We start from the raw sequence: 25730 nt of genomic DNA, 5'->3' as shown, positions 1-25730 counted from the left end.
CTAGGGATCTGTGCTGGGTGTCAGCCGACCAGGGTCGCGGTGAGCTGGCTGAGCGGCTCGCTCAGGGCGTTGACGCCGTCGGCGAGCTGCTTGACCTGGTCGGTCGTGAGCTCGTCGTAGTAGGTGAAGCCGCTGTTGAGGCTGCCGTACTCGGCGAGGGTGTCCTGCAGCGACGCGAAGCGCTCGTCGAGGGTCTTCACCAGGTCGGGGTCTTTGGTCTCGACGATGTCGCGCACGCCCTCGTAGGCGACCTTGGCGCCCTCCAGGTTGGCCTGGAAGTCCCACAGGTCGGTGTGCGACCAGATCTCCTCTTCGCCCGTGATCTTGCCAGACGCGACCTCTTCGAGCAGGCCGATGGCGCCGTTGGCGATCGCGTCGATCGACACGGTGTAGTCGGGGTCGTTGACGGCGTCGTAGAGCAACTGGGTGTCGGAGACGAGCTTGTCGGCGTAGTAGGTGCGCTCCTCCGCGGTCAGCGGCACGTACTCGGTGCCGCCGTTCTCGTCGGCGGTCGGCGGGAACAGGTCTTTCTCGATGCGGTGCCAGCCGGTCCACTCGTCTTCGGCGGGCACGTCGGCCTCGCGGAAGTCGATCGCCGGGTCGAGGTCGCCGAACGACTCCGCCACGGGCTCGATGCGCTCGTAGTTCGCGCGGGTGGTGGCGTAGAGCTCGGCAGCCGTCTTGCCGTCGGGCGACGGGGTGTCGGAGACGAAGGCGTCGACGAAGGCCTGGGTGCCCGTCACGAGCTGGCCGACCTGGTCTTTGACGTAGGCGACGTAATTGACGGCGGCCTGGTCGACCTGCTCCTGCACGTCGCCGGCCAGCTGCACCTTGTCACCGGTGACGGTGAACGACGAGCGGCCGATGCCGTCGCCGACCATGCCCGGCTTGCAGACGGTGAAGTAGTCGCCGGGCTGGGCCTGCACCACGAGGTCGCGCGAGATGCCGGGGCCGACGTTCTCGACCTCGCCCACGATGCGCAGGCCGTCTTCGGCGAGCAGGTAGAACTCGGTGACCTGGTCGCCCGAGTTCGTGACCGAGAACTTCAGCGTGCCGCTCGTGGCCGTGCCCGCGCTGACCGTGCAGTCGGTCGCCGAGCTGTCGACGGTGATGGCCGCCGCGGCATCCGTGGTCGAGGCGTTGTTCGGCACGCAGCCGGCGAGGGCGAACATGGTGATCGCCGCCCCCGCGGCGATGAGGATCGGTCTGGTCTTCACGTGTGCTCCTAGCTGTGGGCGGGATGGGCGACGGCGGGTGCGGCCGACGCGGACTTCTTCGGCCCCCGCGCGATCGCGCGGAGGAAGAGGATCATGGTGGGGATGAAGTAGGCCAGCCAGACCACGAGTTCGAGCCAGGTGGTGGCGGGGGAGAAGTTCACGGTGCCCTTGAGCAGGGTGCCGTACCAGCTGTCGGGCGGCACGATCGCACTCACGTCGAACGCGAGGTTGTTGAGCCCGGGCAGGATGCCGGCCTCCTGCAGGTCGTGCACGCCGTAGGAGAGCACGCCGGCGGCGACCAGGATGAGGAAACCGCCCGACCAGGCGAAGAACTTCGCCAGGTTGATGCGCACCATGCCGCGATAGATGAGGTAGCCGAGAACGACGGCGGTCAGGATGCCGAGTGCCGCACCGATGAGCGGGAAGGTCGTCTCCCCGGTCGCCTGCACCGCAGCCCAGATGAACAGAGCCGTCTCGATGCCCTCCCGGCCGACCGCGAGGAACGCCACGAGCACGAGGCCCCAGCCGGCGCCGATCAGCGCCTTGTCGATGTCGGCCTGCAGGGTGCCCTTGAGGTTCTGGCTGGTGCGCAGCATCCAGAACACCATCCAGGTGACGAAGCCGGTGGCCACGATCGACAACGAGCCGCCGATGGCCTCCTGCGCCTCGAAGCTCAGGCCGTAGGCGCCGAACGTCAGCACGGCGCCGAGGGTGAGGGCCACGAGCACCGCGAGCCCGACGCCGGCCCAGAGCCGGAACAGCACGTCGCGGCGGCCGATCTTGCGCACGTAGGCGACCAGGATGCCGACCACCAGCGCCGCTTCGAGGCCTTCGCGCAGGCCGATCAGGTAGTTCGCGAGCACGGGCACCTTTTCACAGGAGAGGGAGGGGGCAGCGGTGATGCGTCGGCACCACGGAGGTGTGGCTTGCCTTACTTGGGTAAGCCTAGCCTTACCAACTTCTGAGCGTAAGCGCCCGATGTCGTATTTGTCCAATGCGGTTCTAGGCTGTGGCCATGACGGACGATGCGGTTCTGAGGGCCCGGGCCGAGGCGGCGGCGGCCGTCGAGGCGGCGCGGCAGGCGCAAGCGGCGGCGGAGGCCGCGGTGAGGCGAGCCGAGGAGGCCGCTGTGGCGGCGGCGTCGGCGGGGCCCGGGTCGGCGGCGGCGGCGCCCGAGGTAGCGGCATCGACCGCAGGCGCGACGCCCGGGGCGACACCGGTGGCGACATCCGCACCGCTGACGGATGCCGAGGTGCAGGTCATCCGCGACGGCTACACCTTCGACGGGCCCGCGCTCGACATCGGCGCGCTCGTCAACGGCGAGGCGCTCGCCGACGTGCAGGTGCGCATCCCGCTCGCCATGACCAACCGCCACGGCCTCGTCGCGGGCGCCACCGGCACCGGCAAGACCCGCACCCTGCAGGCGCTCGCCGAGCAGCTCGCGGCCCACGGCGTTCCCGTGTTCGCGGCCGACATGAAGGGCGACCTCACCGGCATGGCGACGCCGGGCGAGGCGAGCCCCAAGCTCCTCGCCCGCACCGAGGGCATCGGTCAGGACTGGTCGCCGGCGGCCAGCCCCGGGTCGAGTACTTCAGCCTCGGCGGCATCGGCAAGGGCGTTCCCGTGCGGGCGACGCTGTCGGGCTTCGGGCCGCTGCTGCTCAGCAAGGTGCTGCAGCTCAACGACACGCAGGAGTCGAGTCTCGGCCTGGTCTTCCACTACGCCGAGCAGGCGGGGCTGCCGCTGCTCGACCTCGCCGACCTGCGCGCCGTGCTCGTCTTTCTCACGAGCGACGAGGGCAAGGCCGAGCTGCGCGAGATGGGCGGGTTGTCGAACCAGACCGTCGGCGTCATCCTGCGCGAACTGATCGCGTTCGCCGCCCAGGGTGCCGAGGCGTTCTTCGGCGAGCCCGAGATCGACACCTCGGTGTTCCTGCGCACCGCCGACGACGGCGCCGGCGTCATCAGCCTGCTCGAGCTGCCGCGGGTCGCCGACAAGCCGGCGCTGTTCTCGACCTTCCTGATGTGGTTGCTCGCCGATCTCTACAACGACCTGCCCGAGGTCGGCGACCTCGACAAGCCCAAGCTGGTGTTCTTCTTCGACGAGGCACACCTGCTGTTCACCGGCGCCTCGAAGGACTTCCTGCAGTCGATCACCCAGACCGTGCGACTCATCCGGTCGAAGGGTGTCGGCATCTTCTTCGTGACGCAGACGCCCAAAGACGTGCCGGGCGACGTGCTGGCGCAACTGGGTTCGAGGGTGCAGCACGCGTTGCGCGCGTTCACCCCGGATGACGCCAAGGTGCTGCGGGCGACGGTGTCGACCTACCCGAACTCGGCTTACGATCTCGGCGAGGTGCTGCAGGGCCTCGGCACCGGCGAGGCGGTGGTGACGGTGATGAACGAGAAGGGCGCCCCGAGCCCGGTGGCGTGGACGAGGGTGCGGGCGCCGCGCGGCTCGATGGGGCCGACACCGGATGCGCAGATCGATGCGGCGGTGGCGGCCTCCCCGCTGCTGGCCGAGTACGGCACCCCGATCGACCGGGAGTCGGCCCGCGAGCTGCTCACCGCCAAGATGAATGCGGCGGCGGCCGCGGCCTCGGCCGCCGAGGCAGCGGAGGAGTTCGAGAAGCAGCAGGCCGAGTTCCGGGCGCAGGCCGAGAAGCAGGCCCGCGCCGAGGCCGCGAAGGAGGCTCGCCGTTCGCCCGCACCGAGGAGCCGGCGCACGACGCCGCAGCCCGACATCCTGAGCGACGTGCTGGGGTCGAAGACGACGCAGACGATCCTGAGAGGTGTCATCGAAGGGGTGTTCGGAACCCGTCGTCGGCGCTGAGCGCCGGGTGGGCGACGTAGGCTGGTTCGGTGCAGAACGAGCCGCGTCGAGGTGACGCCGATCAGAGCCCGCCGGCCTACGGCATCCGCACGTCCGAGGGCGTCGTGCCCGCGGCATCCGGTGTGCCGCTGACGCCCGCCGGGCCGGTCGACGACGCTCCGCCGGTGGGCAGCACGGTGTCGACGCGGGTGCTCGGCTACCTGGTGTCGCTGCTGCTCGGCGGCCTGTTCGGGGTGCTCGGCACCGTGGTGCACCAGATCAGCGTCAGCGTGTTCGGGTTGTTCGACCTGCCGATCGGCGTGATTCTCGCGCTCGCCGCCGTGGTGCTGCTGCTCGTGGGCCTGCGTCTCGTGGCGCCCTCGCGGCTCGCCGCCGTGCTCGCGGCGGTCGGTGTGGTGGGCGTCGTCGCGCTGCTCGCGCTGCCGAGCCCCGGCGGATCGGTGCTCATCCCCGACAGTGTGGCCGGAATGGTGTGGCTCGTGGGGTCGACGCTCGTGGCCGTCGTGGTGCTCGCCTGGCCCCGTCTGGGCGGACCGCGCTCCGCGACGAAGTAGACTCGAACTCCGGGTTATCGAAGGGATCTGAACCACTGTGACCTATGTCATCGCCCTCCCGTGCGTGGATGTCAAAGACCGCGCGTGTATCGACGAGTGCCCTGTCGACTGCATCTACGAAGGCGAACGCTCGCTCTACATCCACCCCGACGAATGCGTCGACTGCGGTGCGTGCGAGCCGGTGTGCCCTGTCGAGGCCATCTATTACGAAGACGACTTGCCCGAAGAATGGGCCGACTACTACAAGGCCAACGTCGAGTTCTTCGACGACATCGGCTCGCCCGGTGGCGCGGCCAAGGTCGGCGTGATCAAGAAGGACCACGCGCTCATCGCGGCGCTCCCGCCGCAGGGCGACCACTGAGCGCGGGCCGCTGAGCGTGGCCCTCGCAGAACTCCCCGACTACCCGTGGGACCAGATGGTGCCGTTCGCCGATCGCGCCCGGGCCCACGCCGACGGCATCGTCGACCTCTCGATCGGCTCGCCGGTCGACCCGACGCCGGCTCTCGTGCGCGAGGCGCTCGCGAAGGCGACGGATGCGCACGCCTACCCTCAGACGGCGGGCACCCCGCGGCTGCGCGAGGCGATCGCCGCCTGGTTCGCCCGGCGCCGGGGTGTGCCCGGGCTCACCGAGGCGAACGTGCTGCCCACGATCGGGTCGAAGGAGTTCGTGGCGTGGCTGCCGTTCATGCTCGGGCTCGGCGAGGGCGATGTGGTGGTGCATCCGGTGGCCGCCTATCCCACCTACGAGATCGGCGCCCGGCTCGCCGGCGCCACCTCGCTGGCGGCTGACGACCCGGCGACGTGGCCCGACGCGACCCGGCTGGTGTGGCTGAACAGCCCCGGCAACCCCGACGGGCGCGTGCTCGACGTGCCGGCGCTGGCCGCCGCGGTCGCACGGGCCCGCGAGCTCGGTGCCGTGATCGCGGGCGACGAGTGCTACGCCGAGCTCGGCTGGGACGGGCGCTGGCAGACGGAGCCCGTGCCGAGCATCCTCGACCCGCGGGTGACCGGGGGAGACCTCACCGGCGTGCTCGCCGCCTACTCGCTCAGCAAGCAGTCGAACCTCGCCGGCTACCGGGCGGCGTTCGCGGCCGGCGACCCGGCGCTCATCGCCCGGCTCGTGACCGTGCGCAAGCACGCGGGCATGATCCCGCCCGGTCCCGTGCAGGCGGCGATGGTGGTGGCGCTCGGCGACGACGCCCATGTGGCCGCGCAGAAGGCGCTCTACCGGGCGCGCCGCGACGTGCTGAAGCCCGCGCTCGAGCGCGCCGGGCTGCGGATCGACGCGAGCGAGGCCGGGCTCTACCTCTGGGCGACCGAGGGGCGCGACGCATGGGAGACCATCGGGGCGCTCGCCGATCGCGGCATCCTGGCCGGCCCGGGGTCGTTCTACGGCGAACATCACCCGCAGCATGTGCGGTTCTCGTTGACCGCGACCGACGAGCGGATCGCCGCGGCGGCGGCGCGATTGGATGCCGGCGGCCTCCGTTAGGCGCAAACCTCCAACGCCCGAACCCGAGCGTGAGCGGATGCAACAGTATGGTTCGGGTCACATTAGGCTGTATGAGGGTCAACGCGGTCCGGTTCACGAACGCCTTACTGCGTCCCGCCACTGACACGCAGGCAGGATCACTCAAGGAGGCGCCGTGACGGACGTCGGTCAAAAAGCAAGTAGCACCACCGCTGGTCTTGACCCACAGAAAGCGACGCTCACCTACCCGGGCGGCACGGCGGAGTTCCCGCTGCTGCAGAGCGTCGATGGTGCGTCGTCGATCGACCTGTCGACGCTGACGCGCCAGACCGGTCTGACGACGCTCGACTACGGGTTCGTCAACACGGCGGCCACGAAGTCGGCGATCACCTACATCGACGGGGATGCCGGCATCCTGCGCTACCGCGGTTACCCGATCGAGCAGGTCGCGACGTCGCTGACCTACCTCGAGGTGGCGTGGCTGCTCATCTACGGTGAGCTGCCGACCGCGTCGGAGCTCGCGTCGTTCGACGACAAGATCCGGCACCACACGCTGCTGCACGAGGACCTCAAGCGGTTCTTCGACGCGCTGCCGCACAACGCGCACCCGATGTCGGTGCTGTCGTCGGGCGTCTCGGCGCTGTCGACCTACTACCAGGACTCGCTCAACCCGCACTCGCCCGAAGACGTCGAGATCTCGACCATCCGGTTGCTGGCGAAGCTGCCCGTGATGGCCGCCTACGCGCACAAGAAGAGCCTCGGGCAGGCGTTCCTCTACCCCGACAACTCGCTCTCGTTCGTCGACAACTTCCTGCGGCTGAACTTCGGCAACCTGGCCGAGCCCTACGAGATCAACCCGGTGCTGTCGAAGGCGCTCGAGCGCCTGCTCATCCTGCACGAAGACCACGAGCAGAACGCGTCGACCTCGACCGTGCGGCTCGTCGGCTCGACCGAGGCCAACATGTTCGCGTCGATCTCGGCCGGCATCAACGCCCTGTTCGGGCCGCTGCACGGCGGGGCGAACGAAGCCGTGCTGACGATGCTGGCGCAGATCCGCGACTCGGGCGAGGGCGTGGCGAAGTTCGTCGAGCGCGTGAAGAACAAGGAGTCCGGCATCCGGCTCATGGGCTTCGGGCACCGCGTCTACAAGAACTACGACCCGCGGGCGAAACTCGTGAAGGAGAGCGCCGACGAGGTGCTTCTCGCCTTGGGCGTCCAGGACCCGCTGCTGGACATCGCCAAGGAGCTCGAGCAGGTCGCCCTGTCGGACGAGTACTTCATCTCGCGCCGGCTCTACCCGAACGTCGACTTCTACACGGGCGTCATCTACAAGGCGATGGGCTTCCCGACCCGCATGTTCACGGTGCTGTTCGCCATCGGCCGCCTGCCGGGCTGGATCGCCCACTGGCGCGAGATGGCCACCGACCCCCAGACCAAGATCGGGCGCCCGCAGCAGCTCTACTTGGGTGCCCCGGCCCGCGACCTCCCCGGCTTCCAGGCGCCGCGCGCGTAGCGCCCTGCGCCCCGCGTAGGCCGCCCGGCCGCGCCCCGTCCCTCCCACCACCTCCGCCGAGTGGTCACTTTCGGCGCCAAGACGCGCGCTTTGGCGCCGAAAGTGACCACTCGCGCCTGTGGAAAGTGCGCTGGGCGCGGTCGGGCTGTGGATGACGCCTCGGTGCCGGGTTCGGCGCGGCACCATGGGGCATGCCTCGTCGAGTCCCTCTTCCTCCAGCCCTGCTGAATGCGCCCTTCCACGTTCAAACGGCAATCGAAGCGGGGCTCACCCCGAGTCGCCTGCGCTCGTCCGACCTGACACGCCCCTACTGCGGGGTGCGGCACGCGGGTGCGTTGGACGAATCGATCGTCGAGCATTGCCGTGCCTATCGCACGCGGATGCGCCCCGACCAGGTCTTCAGCCATACGACCGCCGCGATGTTGTGGCAGATGCCCTTACCTGGTTGGGTCTGTCGCGAGACGACAATCCACGTGTCCACGATCGGCACCGGCACACGGCCACGGCTGCCTGGAGTCGCGGGCCACCGGCTTTCCGCCGCGACCGCGGTGACGCAGCGAGAGGGATTGCCGGTAACCGACGCCGCGACGACGTGGTTGCAACTCGCGTCACTCCTCCCGTTCGATGATCTCGTGATCGCGGCCGACCATCTCATCCGGGTTCCGCGCAAGCAGGTGCCCGGCGACCTACGCCCCTATGTGCCCGAGGAGGCACTGGCGCTTCGCATCACCCGTTTTCGAGGCCGCGGCCGCCGGGCAGCGATCGAGGCGGCGGAGTGGATGCGCGAGGGATCCGACTCGCCGCGCGAGACCGCGTTGCGTCTTGCGCTGATCAGGAGTGGCCTGCCGGAGCCCGAGCTGAACCGGCGGATCGACGACGACCTCGGCCGGTTCATCGCCTTCGGAGATCTGGTCTACCCGGAGTGGAAGGTCGTCGTGGAGTACGACGGCGAGCAGCATCGCGTCGACTCCAAGCAGTACCGCGACGATGTGGCGCGCCACGAGGCCCTGCTCGAGGCGCGCTGGGTGCACATCCGCGAGAGCAAAGACACCCCTTCGTCGGGCTGGGATTCGACTCCCGCTCGCACGCGCCGCGCGCTTCGCCTCCGCGGCTGGCGGTGAGTGGGCACTTTCCGCGCCAAGGGCGGGGTTTTGACGCGGAAAGTGACCACTCGCGAGCGAGGGGAGAGGGAGACGAGAGCGAAGGGTCAGGCGTGCAGGGTGGGGTTGAGGGTGATGCCGGTGCCCGTGCGGGCGACGGCCTCGACGGCGCCCGAGAGGGAGTTGCGGCGGAAGAGGAGGTTCGGCACCCCGGAGAGGGCGACGGCCTTCACGATCTGGTGCTCGTCGTCGGAGCCGTCGATGAGCACGACCTTCGTGCCGGCCGTGACGTAGAGGCCGGCCTCGACCACCGAGTCGTCGCCGATCGAGATGCCGATGCCCGCGTTGGCGCCGAGCAGCGCGCGCCGCCCGATCGAGACGCGCTGCGTGCCACCACCCGAGAGGGTGCCCATGATCGACGCACCGCCACCGACATCCGAGCCGTCGCCCACGACGACGCCCTGCGAGATGCGGCCCTCGACCATCGAGGAGCCGGTCGTGCCGGCATTGAAGTTCACGAAGCCCTCGTGCATCACGGTGGTTCCCGGAGCGAGATGCGCGCCGAGACGCACGCGCGAGGCATCCGCTATGCGCACCTTCGCCGGGGTGACGTAGTCGAGCATGCGCGGGAACTTGTCGATTCCGTAGGCCTGGATGCCGGCCCGCTGCAGCGAGGGGCGCAGGCGGTCGAAGTCGTCGGGGTGCACGGGGCCCGCGTTGGTCCAGACCACGATCGGCAGGTGCGCGAAGATGCCGTCGAGGTTGATCGAATTCGGCGCCACGAGCAGGTGCGACAGCAGGTGCAGGCGCAGGTAGGCATCCGGGGTCGACTCCGGGGGAGCCGCGAGCTCGATGACCTCGGCGGTGACGTCGACGGTCACGTTGCGGCGCGCATCCGGAGTCGCATGAACGAGCAGCTCGTCGGGAACCCGCAGGGTCTCGCCGACCGGCGGCTCACCGAGGCGCGGCGCCGGGAACCAGGTGTCGAGCACGGTTCCGTCGCCCGCGATCGTGGCCAGCCCATGACCCCAGGCGTGCGTGGGGGCGGCAGAGCTCTCGAGCGGGGAGGAAGCGGCGTTCAGCAGTTCGTCAGGCATGACTCAAGCGTATTGGCCCGCGAACCCTAAACTTGGGGAATGCCTGCTTTCGACCCCGCGCATCCGGTTCTCGATCTCGCCGAGTCGTCGGTGGTGCTCACTCAGCAGATCTGCGACGTCGAGTCGGTGTCGGGCGACGAGGCCCTGCTCGCCGACGCGATCGTGGCTGCGCTCAGCGGATGCCGCCACCTCGAGATCATCCGCGACGGCGACACGATCGTGGCGCGCACGAACCTCGGCCGCGAGCAGCGGGTGGTGATCGCGGGGCACATCGACACGGTTCCGCTGAACGACAACCTGCCGACCCGCTACGAGACCTACGAGGGCGAGGAGTACCTCTGGGGCCGAGGCACGGTCGACATGAAGGGCGGCGTCGCGGTGCAGCTGAAGCTCGCCGCCGAGCTCGTGGCGCCCCCGGTCGACATCACCTGGATGTGGTACGACCACGAGGAGGTGTCGAACGAGCTCAACGGTCTCACCCGACTGGCCGCCAACCGCCCCGACCTCTTCGTGGGCGACTTCGCCATCCTCGGCGAACCGACGAACAGCCAGATCGAGGGCGGCTGCAACGGCAACCTGCGGGCCGAGATCCGCGCCTACGGGCTGCGGGCGCACTCGGCGCGCAGCTGGGTGGGCGACAACGCCATCCACAAGGCGGCATCCGTTCTCGACACCCTCGCGAACTACCGGGCCGAGGAGATCGAGGTCGACGGGCTCGTCTACCGCGAGGGACTCAACGCCGTCGGCATCACGGGGGGCGTGGCCGGTAACATCATCCCCGACGAGGTGATGGTGCACGTGAACTACCGGTTCGCCCCGAGTCGCTCGGGCGAGGAGGCGGTCGCGCACATCCACGAGCTGTTCCCGGGCTTCGACATCCGCATCGTCGACCTCGCCGTGGGCGCCCGGCCCGGGCTCGACGCCCCGCTGGCCCAGAAGTTCCTGGCCGCCGTGGGGGGCGAGGCGAAGCCGAAATACGGCTGGACCGACGTCGCCCGGTTCTCGGCCATGGGCATCCCGGCCGTCAACTACGGCCCCGGCGACCCGCTCAAGGCGCACGCCGACGACGAGCGCGTGCGCGTCAGCCAGATCGTCTCGTGCGAGGCGGGGCTGCGCGCCTGGCTCTCGAACGGCAGCTGAGGCGCCGGTGTCGACGATCTCGCCGGGGCGAGCGGATGCCGCGCCACGACGGGTCTCGCGGCTGCGCCTGAGGTATCGACTCAGCCCCTGGTGGCTGCGGGTCGTGGTCGTGTTCGTGCTCTCGCGGGTGGTGACGACCGTGATCGTGCTGCTGTTCTCGCGCGCCCAGGGCCCCAACCCCTGGACGGGCGCCAACCCGCCCTACCTCAGCTACGCCGCCATCTGGGACGGCAACTGGTACAAGATCATCTCGTTCTACGGTTACCCGTCCGAGCTGCCGATGACGGCCGACGGGCACGTGGGCGAGAGTGCCTGGGCCTTCATGCCGGCCTACCCCTTCCTGGTCGGCGCGCTGAGGTTCGTGACCGGCGCCCGCTGGGAGCTCATCGCGGTGATCGTGTCGGTGGGCTGCGCCCTCGGTGCCGCGCTGGTGTTCTACAAGCTCATGCAGCACGTGCTGAAAGACTCCGGCACCGCCCTGTTCAGCGTGGTGCTGTTCTGCGTGGCGCCGCTCTCGCCGCTGCTGCAGTTCGCCTACGCCGAGTCGATGTCGCTGCTGCTGCTCGTCTCGGCGCTCTACCTGGTGGTGACCCGCCGCTACCCGTGGGTCTTCCCGATCGTGGCGGTGATGGCGCTCACCCGGCCGTCGGGACTCGCCTTCGCCCTCTTCGTCGGGCTGCATCTCGTGCACCGCTACCTCATCCGGTCGCGCGACCCGTTCCCGCTCGCCGATCGTGTCACCACGGTGGCGCTCGCCGTGTTCAGCGGCGTCATGGGGCTCGTCTGGCTGATCATCGCCTGGATCGCCACCGGCTCGATGAGCGCCTACACCGACACCGAACTGGCGTGGCGCTCGTCGTACATCGGTTGGGGCGAGCTCGTGCCGTTCACGGCGTGGTTCCAGGGCGGCAACTGGTGGCTCGGCGCGCCGTGGGGCATCGTCGTGGTGAGTCTGCTCATTCTCGGCTTCGCCGCGTTCCTGTTCACGCGGCCGGTGAAACGACTCGGAGTCGACCTTCGGCTGTGGCTTGCGAGCTACGCGATCTATCTGCTCGCGGTGTTCTTTCCGCAGTCGAGCACGTTCCGACTGCTCATGCCGCTGTTCCCGGCCCTCGGCGCCCTCGCCGTGCCGAAATCGCGTGTCTACCGGGTGGGTCTCGTGCTCGTCTGCATCGCCGGCCAGGTGGGGTGGATGACGATCGCGTGGGGCGTCGACGGCCGGGACTGGACGCCCCCGTGATGCCCGCCCGCGTCATCCGGCACCGAACTCCGGATTAAACGACGGATGTCGCGTGGCCGAGTTTCTTCACGTGTCACGCATCCGCGATAATGGTAGAGACACCACGAAAGGGGAGCCGAATGGCCGCCATGAAACCCAGGACCGGAGACGGACCGATGGAGGCAGTGAAAGAAGGACGCCTCATCATCGTGCGAGTACCGCTGGAGGGCGGGGGGCGCCTCGTCGTCTCCGTCAACGACGCGGAGGCGAAGGAGCTTCACGACGCGCTCGCAGGCGTGGTCAATCCCGCATAGCTGAGCAACGACGACGGCCCCGGCACGCAGGTGCCGGGGCCGTCGTCGTGCGGACTTGCACGGGCGGGGCTGTGGTCGTGCGGGCTTGCGTGGGCGGGGCCGTGGGCGCCGCTCAGCTGACGATCTTGGTGACCTGCAGCAGGCCGTCGCCTGCGGGCGAGAGCGCCACGAGCACGGCCTCCGACGCCGAGAGCTCGGCCGCGAGGGTGCGGAAGTCGGTGACGGTGTCGCCGCGCTGGGCCGGGTCGGCGACCTTGTCTTTCCAGAGCGCGTGAGGCACGAGCACGGTGCCGCCGCGGCGCACGAGCCGGATGGCGTGCTCGACGTATTCGATCACCGACTTGGCGTCGGCGTCGACGAGCACGAGGTCGTAGGAGTTCTCGTTGAGGCGGGGGAGCACCTCCGAGGCGCGCCCCGTGATGAGGCGGATGCGGTTCGGGGGCACCTTCGCCTCGAGCAGTGCCGCACGCGCGACCTGCTGGTGCTCGAGTTCGGTGTCGATGGAGGTGATCGTGGCATCCGGAGCGCCCTTGAGCATCCAGAGTGCGGAGACGCCGAGGCCCGTGCCGATCTCGACGATCGACTTCGCCGCGGTGGCGGCGGCGATCACGGCCAGCTGGCTGCCGATCGCGGGCGTGACGGATTCGACCCCCACTTCGGCGGCGTGCGAACGCGCCGCGACGATCTGCGGGCTCTCGACGACGATGTCGCCGGTGAACTTCCAACTGGACTCTTTGCTAGACACGGTGTTCCTCCGGTGACAGCTTAGAGACCCGGTGCCGCGCGGGCGGGGAGCCACGCCCCACAGGTCGCTCACGGTCGCGGAGGTATGATTTCAGCATGTTCGGGTTGACGTTCGAGAAGCTGCTGCTGATCGGTGTGATCGCGGTCTTCCTGCTCGGCCCCGAACGGCTTCCGGGCTACGCGGCGAAGCTCGCGCAGCTCGTGCGCACCGTGCGCGACATGGCGAACGGGGCCAAGGAGCGCATGCGCGACGAGATGGGCCCCGAGTTCGACGACGTCGACTGGAAGAAGCTCGACCCGCGGCAGTACGACCCGCGCCGCATCATTCGCGAGGCGCTGCTCGATGACGCCCCGGCGGGTGCGGCCGGAGCGGCGGGCACGTCGGCCGTGCGGCCGGTAAGCCGGCCCGCGACTCGGCCTGAGCCCGCCTATCTGCAGCACAAGGCGAAGTCGGCCGGGGGGCCGGTGCCGATCGTCGAGCCCGACGCGGCGGGCTCGGGCGCTGCGGGGGTGGCGAATGCGGCGGGTGTCTCGGGTGCGGCGGGTTCGGCGGGTGCTCCCGCGGCGGCGGCGGTTGCCGCGACCGCGTTCGACTCCGAGGCCACCTGACGCCTTGCCGCGGCGCCCTGCGGCGTGCGCCGACTCGGGGGTGTGGGTCGAAAAAAGCTGCAAATCAGGCCGACCGACGCCCTATACGGCCTCGGTCGTTGTTATTTGCAGCTTTTTGGGCGGCACTTGCGGTCGGCGCGGGCCGGCCTCTGCCCCTCCCCTGCCGAAGGGGATGGCGTCTTAGGGGCTCCCACGGGCGCGAGAAGTCGAAATGTGTGGCAACCGGGGCGGGTTTGCACTGGAATTCGACTTCTCGAGGGGGTGGAGTGGCCGCGGGCGGCGCGCGCGCCCGGTCACGGGGCGGGGCGTTCCTCGGGGTCGGCGCCGCGGGCTGCGCGGCCGCCGTCGACGGGCAGCACGGTTCCGGTGACGAAGCTCGCTTCGTCTGAGAGCAGGTAGGCGACCGCGGCAGCGACCTCGTCGGGCCGGCCGACCCGCCCGAGCGGGTGCAGTTGCGCGACGGCCGCCTCGACGGCGGGAGCGGCCTGCAGCAGCTCTTCGTAGCGCCGGGTGGTGATCGAGCCGAGCGCGACGGCGTTGACCCGGATGCCGGCGTAGCCGTAGTCGACGGCGGCGGCGCGGGTGAGTCCTTCGATGGCAGCTTTGGCAGTGGCGTAGGGCAGCGCGCCGCGAACCGCCCGCTGGGCCTGATGGCTCGAGACGTTGACGATGGCGCCTGGTCTGCCCGCTGCCAGGAAGGTGCGGACGGCCACCGAGCAGCCGGTGACGACGGGTGCGAGGTTCAAGCGGATGAGGTCGGTGACGGCGGCGGGGGCGTCGTCGTGCAGCGACGCGTCTCGGAACACCGCCGCGTTGTTCACCCAACCCGCCAGCGGTGCGGCCTCCTGGGCGAGATGGGCAGCCTCGACGGCGACCCGTTCGTCGGCGGCGTCACCGAGCAGCGTGACGATGCGGGCGGCGGCCACCTCGAGGGCGGCCTTCGTGTCGTGGGCGGCGGAGTCGACGTCGGGCCCGCCATCGTCATCGGGCGGCTCGCGGTCGATGTTCACCACGCGAGCGGCATCGCGGGCGAGACGCAGGGCGATGCTGCGGCCGATTCCGCGACTCGCGCCCGTCACGACGTAGCTGAGGTTCGCGACCATGCGTCTGTTCTACACCCGCGCTGAACTCGGCGACGGGGCCGGGTCACTGCGGGGCGTAGCCGCAGTGGGCGGCGATGAAGTCGTAGAGGGCGAGCCGGAGCGCGTCGCTCGACGGGATGTCGACGGTGCCGGACGGTCCGTCGGCGATACTCACCTCGACCGGCAGGAAGGTGCCGCGCTTGTCTTCGGCGACAGCGTGCGGGTCGCATCGCGCGGGGGTCACGTCGAGAACGAAGTCGCGCGCCGGGTCTCCGGGCGAGAACTCGGCGTCGAGCGGCCAGACGTCGCCGTCGGTGGGTGCCATCAGGATGGTGAAGCGGGCGTCCGAGAGGCGCAGCGTCCCCGACGCTTCCGCCGCCGCAGCGGAGGCGGCGGGCTCGACCACCAGTTTCAGGTGGGCCACCGAGTCGGTTCCGGTGCCCGACACCTCGAGGTCGTCGTCGAGGCGCACGGTCGCGATGGCGGCGACGGCATCGGCGAGACAGTCCTCGCCGGCGATGCGCGGCAGCACGCCGAACGCGTCGGTGGGCGCCGCCGTGACGTCGCGCCGCGAGCCGTCGGGGGCGGTGATCGTGATGGTGAGCGTCGCCGGCGCATCCGGGGCCGGGCACACCGGGTCGGGCAGCTGCACGGGCAGGTAGCGGGTCAGCCCGGGAGGCACCTCGGTCGATTTCGCCCACTCGGCCGCCGCGACGAACTGCGCGGACTCGAATCGCGCCCCGGTCACCGTGATCGGCTCGTCGCCCTCATTCGTGACCGACAACTCGAGCACCCGCTTGCCGTAGTCGGGCCGGTTCTGCAGAATCGCCAGTCCGACCCCGTCGACGACCACGGGCGGCTCGGGCGTGGCGCGCGGGGTGGAGGGGGCTCCGGATGTCGCCATCGGCGCGGCCGGCGAGCTCGAGCATCCGGCCACCACCGCCACCAGTGCCAACGCGATCAGCGCGGCGAGACCCGTGGCGCGCGAACGGCGCCGTTTCGTTCGGCGCAACGCCAGTGCCGGCCCTGATGCCGGCGCTGGCGTCGGCCCCGACACCGGTACCGACTCGCTCGTGGTCCGCGCGGCCGCGGCCGTATTGGCGGCCCGGGCCGAGTCCGCGGACCACCCGGCGGGCAGAAACGCGATGCGACCAGGGCGCCGCCCGGTCATACCGGCGCGAGCCCTAGCTTGCGGCCGGCCAGGTTGCGCCCGCGGCGGGCCATCCGGTCGGCCACCGCGCCGATCGCGATGCTCGCCGGGTCGGCCGGATCGGCGATCACCACCGGCGCGCCGGTGTCGCCCCCGGTGCGCAACGCCATGCTGATCGGCACCGACGCCAGCAGCGGCACGGTGCCGGGTTCGTCGCCCACACCGACCTCGCCCGAGGAGCGCTCCGACCGGAGTCGGCGGTCGTTCAGCGTGGGCGCCGTCGTGGTGCGCCCCGCGTCCGTCGACGCGTCGCCATCCACGCTGCGTTCGCCGATGGCGGTGACGCTCCCATCCGGGTTGCCCTCGTCGCCCGGTGCCGCGCCGAGGCCACCCGCTGCCGCGGAGTGGCGAGAGGCACCGGCAGCAGCGGTGGCCGCCACGCGGTCGCGCTGCCGGGCGGAGAGGCGGTCGGCGACATCCTGCCCGCCACCGGCGCCGAAGATGTCGAGCACGGTGCCGTCGGGGGCCGCAAAACCCGCCATGTTCTCGATGACGCCGTAGACGTTCTGGCCGGTCTGCATGGCGACGAGTCCGGAGCGCTCGGCGACGTCGGCCGCGGCCGCCTGCGGGGTCGTGAGCACGATCACGTCGGCGTTCGGCAGCAGCTGACCGATCGAGATGGCCACGTCGCCCGTGCCCGGCGGCAGGTCGAGCAGCAGCACGTCGAGATCGCCGAAGTAGACGTCGGTCAGGAACTGGTTGATCGTGCGGTGCAGCATAGGTCCGCGCCAGGCCACCGCGCCCCCGGTCGCCGACGCCTGCTCGGGGTCGATGAACATGCCGATCGAGATCACTTTGACTCCGTAGGCGACCGGCGGCAGGATCATGTCGTCGACCCGCGTGGGCCGCGCCGCGAAGCCGTCGGCGTCGACGAGGCCCAGGATGCCGGGGATCGAGAAGCCGTAGACGTCGGCGTCGATGAGCCCCACCGCGAGACCTCGGGCCGCGAGGGCGACCGCGAGGTTGGCGGTGAGCGTCGACTTGCCCACCCCGCCCTTGCCGCTCGTGACAGCGTAGACCCGGGTGAGCGAACCCGGGCCGAACGGCATCTCCCGTCGGCCCGGACCCCGCAGCTTCTCGGTGAGCGCAGCCCGCTCCTCCTTCGACATCACCGACACGTCGACCTGCACCGAGGTGACTCCGGGCACGGTGGCCGTGGCCTCACGAACGTCGCGTTCGATCGTGGCGGCCGCGGGGCATCCGACGATCGTCAGCTTCAGAGCCACGGATGCCTCGCCCTCAGCCGAGACCGCGACCGAGCCGATCATGTCGAGCTCGGTGATGGGCTTGCGGATCTCGGGATCGATCACCCGCACGAGCGCACCACGCACCGCCTCGGCGAGGGCGCCGGGAGCAGCCACCGTCATTCCCCCGCTTTGCCGGCGGCCGGCCTGTCGCGGTCGAGTTCTTCGAGCAGGGTGCGCAGCTCGGAGCGGATGAACTCCTTGCTCGCCATGTCTTGCAGCGCGAGCCGCAGCGCGACCACCTCGCGGGCGAGGTATTCGGTGTCGGCGAGGTTGCGCTCGGCGCGCTGCCGGTCTTGCTCGAACTGCACACGGTCGCGGTCGTCTTGCCGGTTCTGGGCCAGCAGGATGAGCGGCGCCGCATAGGAGGCCTGGAGCGAGAGGATCAGGGTGAGCGCGGTGAAACCGATGGCCGCGGAGTCGAACCGGAGGCCCTCGGGGCCGAAGGTGTTGAAGAGCATCCACGCGATGACGAACAGCGACAGGCCGAACAGGAACCACGGGGTGCCCATCGCGCGCGCGATGGCCTCGGTGAGCCGGCCGAAGACGTCGCGGTTGGTGTCGGGCCGACGGGGGATGACGCTGCTGCGACGGCCCTTGGGGGCGTCGAGCGCGGGCTGCTGCCTGCTGTTACCTCGTGCCATTGCCGGTCCTCCTTCCGCGGGGTGTGAGTCGCGGCGCTCCGCTCAGCGCTCGCGTGGGGGCGCGATCCGGCACCCGTTCGGGAGTGTCGTCATCGCTGTCGTTACTTCGCCAGTCGTCGGGCAGGAGGTAGTCGAGGACATCGTCAATGGTCACCACCCCGACCAGTCGGTGGTTGTCGTCGACAACCGGAACGGAGACCAGGTTGTAGCTGGCCAGGATGCGGGAGACCTCCGCGGCGCTGGTGTCGGCGGTGACCGGCTCGAGACCCTGGTCGAGCAGGGTGCCGAGGCGCTCGTGCGGCGGGTAGCGCAGCATGCGCTGGAAGTGCACCATGCCGAGGAAACGGCCGGTTGGCGGCTCGTAGGGCGGTAGGGTGACGCAGATGGCGGCGCCGAGCGCGGGGGCGAGCTCGTGCCGGCGGATGAGGGCGAGACCCTCGGCCACGGTGGCGTCGGCGCTGACGATGATGGGCTCAGTGGTCATGAGGCCGCCGGCGGTGTCGGGGGCGTAGGCGAGCAGCATGCGCACGTCGTCGGCCTCTTCGGGCTGCATGAGCTCGAGCAGGTGCTCACCGCGCTCCTCGGAGAGCTGGGCGATGAGGTCGGCCGCGTCATCCGGCTGCATCTGATCGAGCACGTCGGCGGCGCGGTCGTCGTCGAGCTGCGCGAGGATCTCGACCTGCTCGCTCTCGGGCATCTCTTCGAGCACGTCGGCGAGTCGGTCGTCGGGCAGCTCTTCGGCCACCTCGAGCATGCGGGCCTGGGGCAGGTCGAGCAGGGTGTTGGCGAGGTCGGCGGGCTTGAGGTCGCTGTAGGTGGCGATCAGCTGCTCGGCCGACTGGGCCTGGCCGGCGGCGGTCTTCTCGCGCACGTCGCTCCAGTTGGCGAACACCGTCGCGCCCTTGGCGAACGGCGAAGAACTCGTCTTCGGGCGGCGCACGAACAGTTGGGCGACCGCCCACTCGCCGGGGCCGAACTCCTGGATGGCGACATCCTCGATCGTGGCCTGACCCGAGCCGTCGGCGAACACGACGGTGCGGCCGAGCAGTTCGGCGATGACGCGCACCTCGCCGCCGCGCTGCTCGAAGCGGCGCACGTTGATGAGCCCCGTGGTGATGATCTGGCCGCTCGAGATGCTGGTGACGCGCCCGATCGACACGAACACGCGCTTGCGGCCGGGGATCTCGACGATCAGACCCACCACGCGCGGCGGGTCGTTCTTGCGATAGACCACGAGCACGTCGCGCACCTTGCCTAGCCGGTCGCCGGCGGGGTCGAAAACGGTGCACCCCGCCAATCGGGCGACAAAGACTCTGGTGGCACTCACAACTACTAACTTAGACCTTGGGCCTGGGTGCACAGCCGGGACAGGCGCCACCGTGGAAGAATGGCCCGGTGACCGATCGACCGCCCATTCCCCGCCGAGGAACGCCCCGGGTTCCGGTGATTCCGCGCGGAGAGGTCGTCGCGACCTTCGAGACCTACCAAGACGCTCAGGCGGCGGTCGACCGGCTCGCGCACGCCGAGTTCCCGCTCAAGGAGGTGTCGATCATCGGCAGCGACCTGAAGAGCGTCGAGCGGGTCACCGGCAAGCTCAGTTACGGCCGTGCCGCACTCGCCGGCGCTTTGTCGGGGCTGTGGGTCGGGCTGTTCTTCGGCCTGCTGCTCGTGCTGCTCTCGCCGACCGGCACGACGCCGTTGTTCATCGGCGCCGCAGCGCTGATCGGCGCCGGGTTCGGGCTGTTCTTCAACATCGCGGTCTACAGTGTCGGGCGCCGCCGGCGCGACTTCACCTCGGTGATGCAGGTGATCGCGACGTCGTATTCGGTGCTCGTGTCGCCCGAGTTCGCGAACCGGGCGCGCAACGCGCTCGACGGGCCGCCGGCGCCTTAGCGCGGCCGAGCGCGAGCGCTTGCCGGCCAGGCACGACCGTTCCGCGGCCGAGTGCCTCCGTTCCGCGACCGCTTCGCGCGGCCCCCGCCTCGGCCCTCGACCGCCTAGCTCTGCGGGTTGAGCCGCGCGAACCACGCCTCGACGTCGTCGGCCGTGCGCGGGATGCCGATGGAGAGGTTCTCGGCGCCGTCGTCGGTGACGAGGATGTCGTCTTCGATGCGCACCCCGATGCCCCGCATCTCTTCGGGCACCGTGAGGTCGTCGGGCTGGAAGTAGAGGCCCGGCTCGATCGTGAACACCATGCCGGGCTCCAGCACGCCGTCGAGATACATCTCGCGCCGCGCCTTCGCGCAGTCGTGCACGTCGAGGCCGAGGTGATGGCTGGTGCCGTGCACCATGTAGCGGCGGTGCTGCTGGTTGTCGGCCTCGAGCGCCTCTTCGGCGGTGACCGGCAGCAATCCCCACTCGGCGGTGCGCTCGGCGATGACCCGCATCGCGGTCTGGTGGATCTCGCGGAACCGGATGCCGGGCCGCACGATGGCGAACGCGGCATCCGCCGCCTCGCGAACGGCCTCGTAGATGCGTCGCTGCACCTCGGTGTAGCGACCGGAGACCGGGATGGTGCGGGTGATGTCGGCGGTGTAGTAGCTGTCGAGCTCGACCCCGGCGTCCATCAGGATGAGGTCTCCGGGCAGCACCGGGCCGTCATTCCGCGTCCAGTGCAGGATGCAGGCGTGCGGACCCGACGCGGCGATGGTGTCGTAGCCTACGGTGTTGCCGTCGAGGCGCGCCCGCGTGTTGAAGACGCCTTCCACCAGGCGCTCGCCGCGCTCGTGCTGCGAGCTGCGGCCGAAGTCGGCGATGACGTCGTCGAAGCCGCGGGCCGTCGCCGCGATGGCCAGGCGCATCTGCTCGATCTCGTAGTCGTCTTTGACGAGACGCAGCTCGGAGAGGAAGGTGTGGAACGCGGCATCCGCCTCGTCGCCCGCACCGGCGGGCAGGTCGTCGGCCGCTTCACGCACCACGAGGGTCGACTCGTCGAAGGCGACACCCTCGAACTCCGCGATGCCACGCGTGCCGAGCCCCAGATCGCTCTCGACCTGAGCGAGGGAGGGGCGAGCGCCGATCCAGAACTCGCCGATCTCGGAGTTGGCATAGAACTCGGTGGAGTCGCGGCCCGCGCGCTCGCGGAAGTAGAGGGAGGCTTCGTGACCGTCGGCCGTGGGCTCGAACACCAGGAACGAGCCGGGCTCGGAGTCGGAGCCCCAGCCGGTGAGGTAGGTGAACGCCGAGTGCGCCCGGTAGGGGTAGTCGGTGTCGTTGGCGCGCTGCTTGACGGCGCCCGACGGAATCACGAGCCGCTTGCCCGGGAAGGCTTCAGAGACGCGGCGTCGGCGCTCGGCCGCGAACGGGGCCTGGGCGCGAGCGGGTGGCAGCACGTCGTCGCGGTCGGCCCAGCCCGAGGCGATGTAGGCCTGGAAGGCGTCGGAGCCGGGCGTCGTCGACCGGTTGCTCGTGGCGCGGGGCTGCGGTGCCTCGGTCGCGCGGGTGCCCGCGGTGCTGGAGGGGGTGCTGGTGGAGGTGTGCTCGGTGGTCTCAGCCATGCCTCCATTCTCCACCCGTGGGCTGAGCGGTTCACGCGCTCGGGACGGTCTGTGCACAACTCGGCGACTGGTTACGATTGTGGAATGTCTTCCGATCGGCTTTTCCGGGGGCCGATCGACCTGCACACGCACAGCAGGGTCTCCGACGGCACGGAATCGCCCGCGCAACTGGTGCGCGCGGCGGCCGAGGCCGGACTCGGAACAGTCGCCCTGACCGACCACGACTCCACCGCCGGCTGGGCCGAGGCCACCACCGCGGCGATCGGCAACGGCGTGACGCTCATTCCGGGAATGGAGCTCAGCACTCGGGTCGACTGGTCGAGCGTGCATCTGCTCGCCTATCTCTTCGACCCGAACAACGCCAAGCTCGTGGCCGAGACCGCGCGCATCCGAGAGGCGCGGCTGCATCGCGCCGAGGAGATGGTGGCAGCGATCGGCCGCGACTACGACGTCGACTGGGACGACGTGATCGCCCAGACCGAGCCCGGCGCGACCGTGGGCCGCCCGCACATCGCCGACGCGCTCGTGGCCCGCGGGCTCGTGAGCACGCGCAGCGAGGCGTTCGCCGGCATCCTGCACTGGCGCGCCGGCTACTACCAGCCGCACTACGCGCCCGACCCGCTCGTGGCGATCGAGTTGGTGGTGGCCGCCGGGGGAGTGCCGGTGATCGCCCACCCAGCCACGCGCAGCCGCACCGACGTGGTGCTCGAAGACCGCATGGCGAGCTTCGTCGATGCCGGACTGTTCGGCCTCGAGATCGATCATCGTGAGAACACCGACGAGGGCAAGGTGCGGCTGCGCCGCCTCGCCGACACCTACGGGCTCGCCCTCACAGGCTCGAGCGACTACCACGGCGAGGGCAAACCCAATCGCCTGGGCGAGAACACCACGGCCCCCGAGGTCGTCGACGCGCTCATCGCGCGCGCGACCGGATCCGCTCCCGTCTACGCCGTGTGACGGCCGAGCCGGCAGTGGGTGCTGGCGGTGCGGCTATTCAGGGCGGGGAGCGCGGCGGCGCGAGCGGCTGCGGCGGCGCGGTGCGCTGTTGCCGTCGTGGTGCTCGGAGCCGCCGCCGGTCGACGTGGACTCCGTGGCCGCGGCCGTGCCGGTCGCGGCCGACGCGCCCTCGCCGCCGGCCGGGGCCGACGAGAAGATCTCGTTGAAGCTGCGCGGGGTGCCGTCGGCGGTCGTGGCACTGCCCGACCGCGAACGGCTGCGGGTGCGGCTGCGCGCCGGGCGGCTGCCGCCCTCGGCGCTGTCGCCGCCCTCGCGAGGACCGCTCGAGCGCGAGGCGCCCCCGTCGCGGCCACCACTGTCGCGGCCCCCATCGCGGCTGCCGCCCGACCGTGACCCGCCCCGGCCGCCGCGCTCGCCGCCGCCACCGGCCGACGAACCCGTGCGGGCCTCCTCCGAGCGCGTGCTGGCCTTGAGACGGCCGCGCGTGCCCGCGGGGATGTCGAGGTCGGTGAACAGGTGCGGCGACGACGAGTAGGTCTCGGTGGGCTCGGGCTGGCCGAACTCGAGCGCGCGGTTGATGAGGGCCCACTTGTGCAGGTCGTCCCAGTCGACGAAGGTCACCGCGATGCCCGTCTTGCCGGCACGGCCCGTGCGCCCGGCACGGTGCAGGTAGGTCTTGTCGTCGTCGGGGATGGTGTGGTTGATCACGTGGGTGACGTCGTCGACGTCGATGCCGCGAGCCGCGACATCCGTGGCGATCAGGATGTCTTTCTTGCCGGCCTTGAAGGCGGCCATGGCACGCTCGCGCTGCTCCTGATTGAGGTCGCCGTGCACGGCAGCGGCGTTGAAGCCGCGGTCGTTGAGTTCTTCGACGAGCTTGGCGGCGGCGCGCTTGGTGCGGGTGAAGACGACGGTCTTGCCGCGGCCCTCGGCCTGCAGGATGCGGGCGATGACCTCGTCTTTGTCCATGTTGTGGGCACGGTAGATGAGGTGCTTGATGTTCGCCTGCGTCAGCCCCTCGTCGGGGTCGGTGGCGCGGATGTGGATGGGCCGGTTCATGAAGCGGCGCGCGAGCGCCACGATCGGGCCGGGCATCGTGGCCGAGAAGAGCATGGTGTGGCGGGTGGCCGGGGTCTGCGCGAAGAGCTTCTCGATGTCGGCGAGGAAGCCGAGGTCGAGCATCTTGTCGGCCTCGTCGAGCACCATCTCCTGCACGGCGCCGAGGTTCAGCAGGCGCTGGCCGGCCAGGTCGAGCAGGCGGCCCGGGGTGCCGACGACGATCTGCGCGCCGGCCTTGATCTGCTCGATCTGCCCCTCGTAGGCCTTGCCGCCGTAGATCGACACGATCTTGGTGTTGCGGTTGCCCGCGGCGATCTCGAGGTCTTCGGTCACCTGAACGCACAGCTCGCGGGTGGGAACGACGACGAGCGCCTTGACGCCGGGCTCGGGGTCGAGGCCCAGACGCTGGATGAGGGGGAGGCCGAAGCCGAAGGTCTTGCCGGTGCCGGTCTTGGCCTGGCCGATGATGTCTTGCCCGTCGAGCGCGAGCGGGATGGTCTGTTCCTGAATGGGGAACGGCTCGAGAATGCCCTTGGCGGCAAGAGCATCGACCATGTCCTGGTCGATGTTGAGTTCACTGAAAGTCACTATGGATACCCTGTCGTGGATGCGAGGCCGCCGTGAGAGAACGGTGCTGCGCGATGACGCGCTGCGACAACCGACGATGGCGTCGGACGGCGGCGATTGCCCCGAGTTTCTTCAGGGCCCGCCTCGAGTTTAGTCGACCGCGCTGATCACGACGCCGGAAGCGCGCGGAGCAGCGCCCAAACGGCTGCGCTGTCGGCGAATCGGGTGCGCGGCGCCCGGATAGTATGAACGTCGTGTTCGGATTCCTCCGCCGCCCGAAGGTGCGCATCGACATCCCGCGGCTGAAGCCCCGGGTCGACACGTCCACCTTGCCGAAGGTCAACCTGGCCGAGCTCACCCCCGAGGTGCTGCCCTACCTGGGGCAGGTCGCCTATGTGCAGCTGGCCATCTTCGAAGAGGTGTCGGATGCCATCGCCGCCTCGCCGACGGTCGCGGCCAAGCAACTGCTCGCGCCGGCCGCGGGCCAGGCGCTCGACAAGCACGAGCGGTTCGTGGCCGAGATCCGGCGCCGCGTCGACGCGCCCTCCGAGGTCATCGACCCCTTCACCGCGGGCATCGACCGCTACCGCGCCCTCGTGCGGGGATCGGACTGGTTCGAGCAGCTGGCGAGCATCTACCTCACGGCCGGCATCCTCGACGACTTCTTCACGCTGCTCGCCGCGGGGCTGCCGGGTGACACGGGCCCGCGTTGCATCGCGATCCTGGATGCCGACACCGGCCGCCGCGCCATCGTCGACATCCTCTCCGACGCCATCGCCGCCGACGCCGTGCTCGGCTCGCGGCTGGCGATGTGGGGCCGCCGGGTGGTGGGCGACACGTTGCTGGTGGCCCGTTCGGCCATCCACCTCACCGGCAACCCGGAATCGGACGAACAGCGCATCGAGCCGGTCTTCACCGAGATGATCGCTGCGCACACCCGCCGCATGGACCGGCTCGGCCTGACCGCCTGACGGCCTTAACGCGTGACGCCTCGCCTCCGCGTCGCCCCGAACGTCAAAAGACGCCCACCTCACACGGAGATGGACGTCTCGTCGACTTCTCGCCGCCGTCAGCTGACGGGAACCCGCCCCGAGAGCAGCGCCTGCAGCCGCTCGTCGTCGTGGGTCTTGCGGCTGCGGCCGATCAGGATGTCGGCGGCCACCACCACAAGGCCGGTGACGACCAGGCTGACCACCCAGATCCACCCGCCGTCCCACGCCCAGCCGGCCCAGGTCAACGCGAGCCAGATGACCGCGGAGACCGCCGCGCCGATGGCGGGGATGAGGATGACGCCGTGGCGATCGCGGTTCGGCAGCAGGTAGCGCGCGCCGAGGCCGAGGATCACACCGCCAAGGGTGATGAACAGCAGTTCCATGAGCGGATGCTAGCCGACGAAGCCAACGCGGCGCGACTCTTCGCTGCCGATCTCGATGTAGGCCAGGCCCGACACGGGAACGAGGTAGACCTTGCCCTTGTTGTCGGTGAGCGAGACGTGCGTGCCGCCACCCGACAGGGCATCGGCCACGACCTTCTCGATCTCGGCGGGGGACTGGCTCGACTCGAAGTTGAGCTCACGGGGCGAGTTAGCGATACCGATACGAATGTCCATCAGGTGTGCCTTTCACGTCACGTGGCCGCAGTGACGACCACTCGCCCAGA

General features: G+C 70.2%; 24 protein-coding genes and 2 pseudogenes. 13 read left to right on the top strand and 13 right to left on the bottom strand.

What is annotated here, in order from left to right; translation table 11 throughout:
• Positions 1-20 precede the first annotated feature (20 nt).
• Complete coding sequence (efeO, locus tag N1032_RS10730) at positions 21-1217, bottom strand: iron uptake system protein EfeO (protein ID WP_407933025.1); 1197 nt, start codon at positions 1215-1217, stop codon at positions 21-23.
• 8 nt (positions 1218-1225) lie between these two features.
• Entirely contained in the window at positions 1226-2080 is an 855-nt protein-coding gene (gene efeU, locus N1032_RS10725) for an iron uptake transporter permease EfeU (RefSeq protein WP_259539184.1), read from the bottom strand.
• Positions 2081-2232: 152 nt separating this feature from the next.
• Between efeU and N1032_RS10720 the strand changes: the two are divergent.
• The 6 genes and pseudogenes from N1032_RS10720 (at position 2233) to N1032_RS10695 (ending at position 8709) form a co-directional block, all read left to right on the top strand.
• Positions 2233-4049: pseudogene (locus tag N1032_RS10720) on the top strand (helicase HerA-like domain-containing protein).
• A gap of 29 nt (positions 4050-4078) precedes the next feature.
• Positions 4079-4603: a DUF6113 family protein gene (locus N1032_RS10715; protein WP_259539054.1), complete on the top strand. Its 525-nt coding sequence runs from the start codon at positions 4079-4081 to the stop codon at positions 4601-4603.
• A 37-nt stretch (positions 4604-4640) separates the two neighbouring features.
• Positions 4641-4964 (top strand): ferredoxin, encoded by a 324-nt coding sequence (gene fdxA, locus N1032_RS10710; protein WP_259539053.1) that lies wholly within the window; start codon positions 4641-4643, stop codon positions 4962-4964.
• A gap of 16 nt (positions 4965-4980) precedes the next feature.
• Complete coding sequence (gene dapC, locus N1032_RS10705) at positions 4981-6096, top strand: succinyldiaminopimelate transaminase (protein ID WP_259539052.1); 1116 nt, start codon at positions 4981-4983, stop codon at positions 6094-6096.
• A gap of 154 nt (positions 6097-6250) precedes the next feature.
• Positions 6251-7588, top strand: coding sequence for a citrate synthase (locus N1032_RS10700; protein WP_259539051.1), 1338 nt, complete (start codon positions 6251-6253; stop codon positions 7586-7588).
• A gap of 566 nt (positions 7589-8154) precedes the next feature.
• The gene (locus N1032_RS10695; protein WP_259539050.1) at positions 8155-8709 is read left to right on the top strand and encodes a hypothetical protein; all 555 of its coding nucleotides are present in this window, start codon (positions 8155-8157) and stop codon (positions 8707-8709) included.
• Positions 8710-8795: 86 nt separating this feature from the next.
• Here the strand turns inward: N1032_RS10695 and dapD are convergent, their stop codons facing one another.
• Complete coding sequence (gene dapD / locus N1032_RS10690; RefSeq protein ID WP_259539049.1) at positions 8796-9785, bottom strand: 2,3,4,5-tetrahydropyridine-2,6-dicarboxylate N-succinyltransferase; 990 nt, start codon at positions 9783-9785, stop codon at positions 8796-8798.
• Between the two features lie 39 nt (positions 9786-9824).
• Between dapD and dapE the strand changes: the two genes are divergently transcribed.
• The 3 genes from dapE (at position 9825) to N1032_RS10675 (ending at position 12458) form a co-directional block, all read left to right on the top strand.
• Complete coding sequence (gene dapE / locus N1032_RS10685; protein WP_259539048.1) at positions 9825-10925, top strand: succinyl-diaminopimelate desuccinylase; 1101 nt, start codon at positions 9825-9827, stop codon at positions 10923-10925.
• Positions 10926-10932: 7 nt separating this feature from the next.
• Positions 10933-12165: a mannosyltransferase family protein gene (locus N1032_RS10680; protein ID WP_259539047.1), complete on the top strand. Its 1233-nt coding sequence runs from the start codon at positions 10933-10935 to the stop codon at positions 12163-12165.
• Between the two features lie 119 nt (positions 12166-12284).
• The gene (locus N1032_RS10675; protein ID WP_022897336.1) at positions 12285-12458 is read left to right on the top strand and encodes a DUF3117 domain-containing protein; all 174 of its coding nucleotides are present in this window, start codon (positions 12285-12287) and stop codon (positions 12456-12458) included.
• A 112-nt stretch (positions 12459-12570) separates the two neighbouring features.
• Here the strand turns inward: N1032_RS10675 and N1032_RS10670 are convergent, their stop codons facing one another.
• Positions 12571-13203, bottom strand: a complete 633-nt coding sequence (locus N1032_RS10670; RefSeq protein WP_259539046.1) for an O-methyltransferase — start codon at positions 13201-13203, stop codon at positions 12571-12573.
• Positions 13204-13298: 95 nt separating this feature from the next.
• Between N1032_RS10670 and N1032_RS10665 the strand changes: the two are divergent.
• Positions 13299-13556: pseudogene (locus N1032_RS10665) on the top strand (Sec-independent protein translocase TatB); the annotation flags it as partial.
• 548 nt (positions 13557-14104) lie between these two features.
• Here the strand turns inward: N1032_RS10665 and N1032_RS10660 are convergent.
• The 5 genes from N1032_RS10660 to N1032_RS10640 all read right to left on the bottom strand — a co-directional run bounded on the left by N1032_RS10660 (position 14105) and on the right by N1032_RS10640 (position 19318).
• Positions 14105-14914 (bottom strand): SDR family NAD(P)-dependent oxidoreductase, encoded by an 810-nt coding sequence (locus tag N1032_RS10660; protein ID WP_259539045.1) that lies wholly within the window; start codon positions 14912-14914, stop codon positions 14105-14107.
• A 43-nt stretch (positions 14915-14957) separates the two neighbouring features.
• Positions 14958-15905 carry a hypothetical protein gene (locus N1032_RS10655; protein ID WP_259539044.1) on the bottom strand — a complete coding sequence of 316 codons (948 nt, stop codon included), beginning with the start codon at positions 15903-15905 and terminating at the stop codon, positions 14958-14960.
• Between the two features lie 155 nt (positions 15906-16060).
• The gene (locus N1032_RS10650) at positions 16061-17464 is read right to left on the bottom strand and encodes a P-loop NTPase (RefSeq protein WP_407933024.1); all 1404 of its coding nucleotides are present in this window, start codon (positions 17462-17464) and stop codon (positions 16061-16063) included.
• 2 nt (positions 17465-17466) lie between these two features.
• On the bottom strand, positions 17467-17991 hold the full coding sequence (locus tag N1032_RS10645) for a DUF1003 domain-containing protein (protein ID WP_259539043.1): 525 nt from the start codon (positions 17989-17991) through the stop codon (positions 17467-17469).
• Entirely contained in the window at positions 17978-19318 is a 1341-nt protein-coding gene (locus tag N1032_RS10640; RefSeq protein ID WP_259539042.1) for a magnesium transporter MgtE N-terminal domain-containing protein, read from the bottom strand. The genes N1032_RS10645 and N1032_RS10640 overlap by 14 nt, the downstream gene beginning before the upstream one ends.
• 68 nt (positions 19319-19386) lie before the next feature.
• Here N1032_RS10640 and N1032_RS10635 point away from each other — a divergent pair, with 68 nt between their 5' ends.
• Positions 19387-19884: a general stress protein gene (locus tag N1032_RS10635; RefSeq protein WP_259539041.1), complete on the top strand. Its 498-nt coding sequence runs from the start codon at positions 19387-19389 to the stop codon at positions 19882-19884.
• 104 nt (positions 19885-19988) lie between these two features.
• On the opposite strand, the gene N1032_RS10630 is transcribed toward N1032_RS10635, so the two are convergent.
• Complete coding sequence (locus N1032_RS10630; RefSeq protein ID WP_259539040.1) at positions 19989-21488, bottom strand: aminopeptidase P family protein; 1500 nt, start codon at positions 21486-21488, stop codon at positions 19989-19991.
• 84 nt (positions 21489-21572) lie between these two features.
• Between N1032_RS10630 and N1032_RS10625 the strand changes: the two genes are divergently transcribed.
• Entirely contained in the window at positions 21573-22445 is an 873-nt protein-coding gene (locus tag N1032_RS10625) for a PHP domain-containing protein (RefSeq protein ID WP_259539039.1), read from the top strand.
• Positions 22446-22478: 33 nt separating this feature from the next.
• On the opposite strand, the gene N1032_RS10620 is transcribed toward N1032_RS10625, so the two are convergent.
• The gene (locus N1032_RS10620) at positions 22479-24092 is read right to left on the bottom strand and encodes a DEAD/DEAH box helicase (RefSeq protein WP_259539038.1); all 1614 of its coding nucleotides are present in this window, start codon (positions 24090-24092) and stop codon (positions 22479-22481) included.
• A 233-nt stretch (positions 24093-24325) separates the two neighbouring features.
• Here N1032_RS10620 and N1032_RS10615 point away from each other — a divergent pair, with 233 nt between their 5' ends.
• Positions 24326-25042: a ferritin-like fold-containing protein gene (locus tag N1032_RS10615; RefSeq protein ID WP_407933023.1), complete on the top strand. Its 717-nt coding sequence runs from the start codon at positions 24326-24328 to the stop codon at positions 25040-25042.
• Between the two features lie 98 nt (positions 25043-25140).
• On the opposite strand, the gene N1032_RS10610 is transcribed toward N1032_RS10615, so the two are convergent.
• Positions 25141-25446: a hypothetical protein gene (locus N1032_RS10610; RefSeq protein WP_259539036.1), complete on the bottom strand. Its 306-nt coding sequence runs from the start codon at positions 25444-25446 to the stop codon at positions 25141-25143.
• A 9-nt stretch (positions 25447-25455) separates the two neighbouring features.
• On the bottom strand, positions 25456-25680 hold the full coding sequence (locus N1032_RS10605; RefSeq protein WP_259539035.1) for a DUF3107 domain-containing protein: 225 nt from the start codon (positions 25678-25680) through the stop codon (positions 25456-25458).
• Between the last annotated feature and the right edge of the window lie 50 nt (positions 25681-25730).

This window comes from Herbiconiux daphne (assembly GCF_024979295.1).
Classification (GTDB): Bacteria; Actinomycetota; Actinomycetes; order Actinomycetales; family Microbacteriaceae; genus Herbiconiux; species Herbiconiux daphnes.
This window is presented reverse-complemented; position numbering and strand designations above follow the sequence as displayed.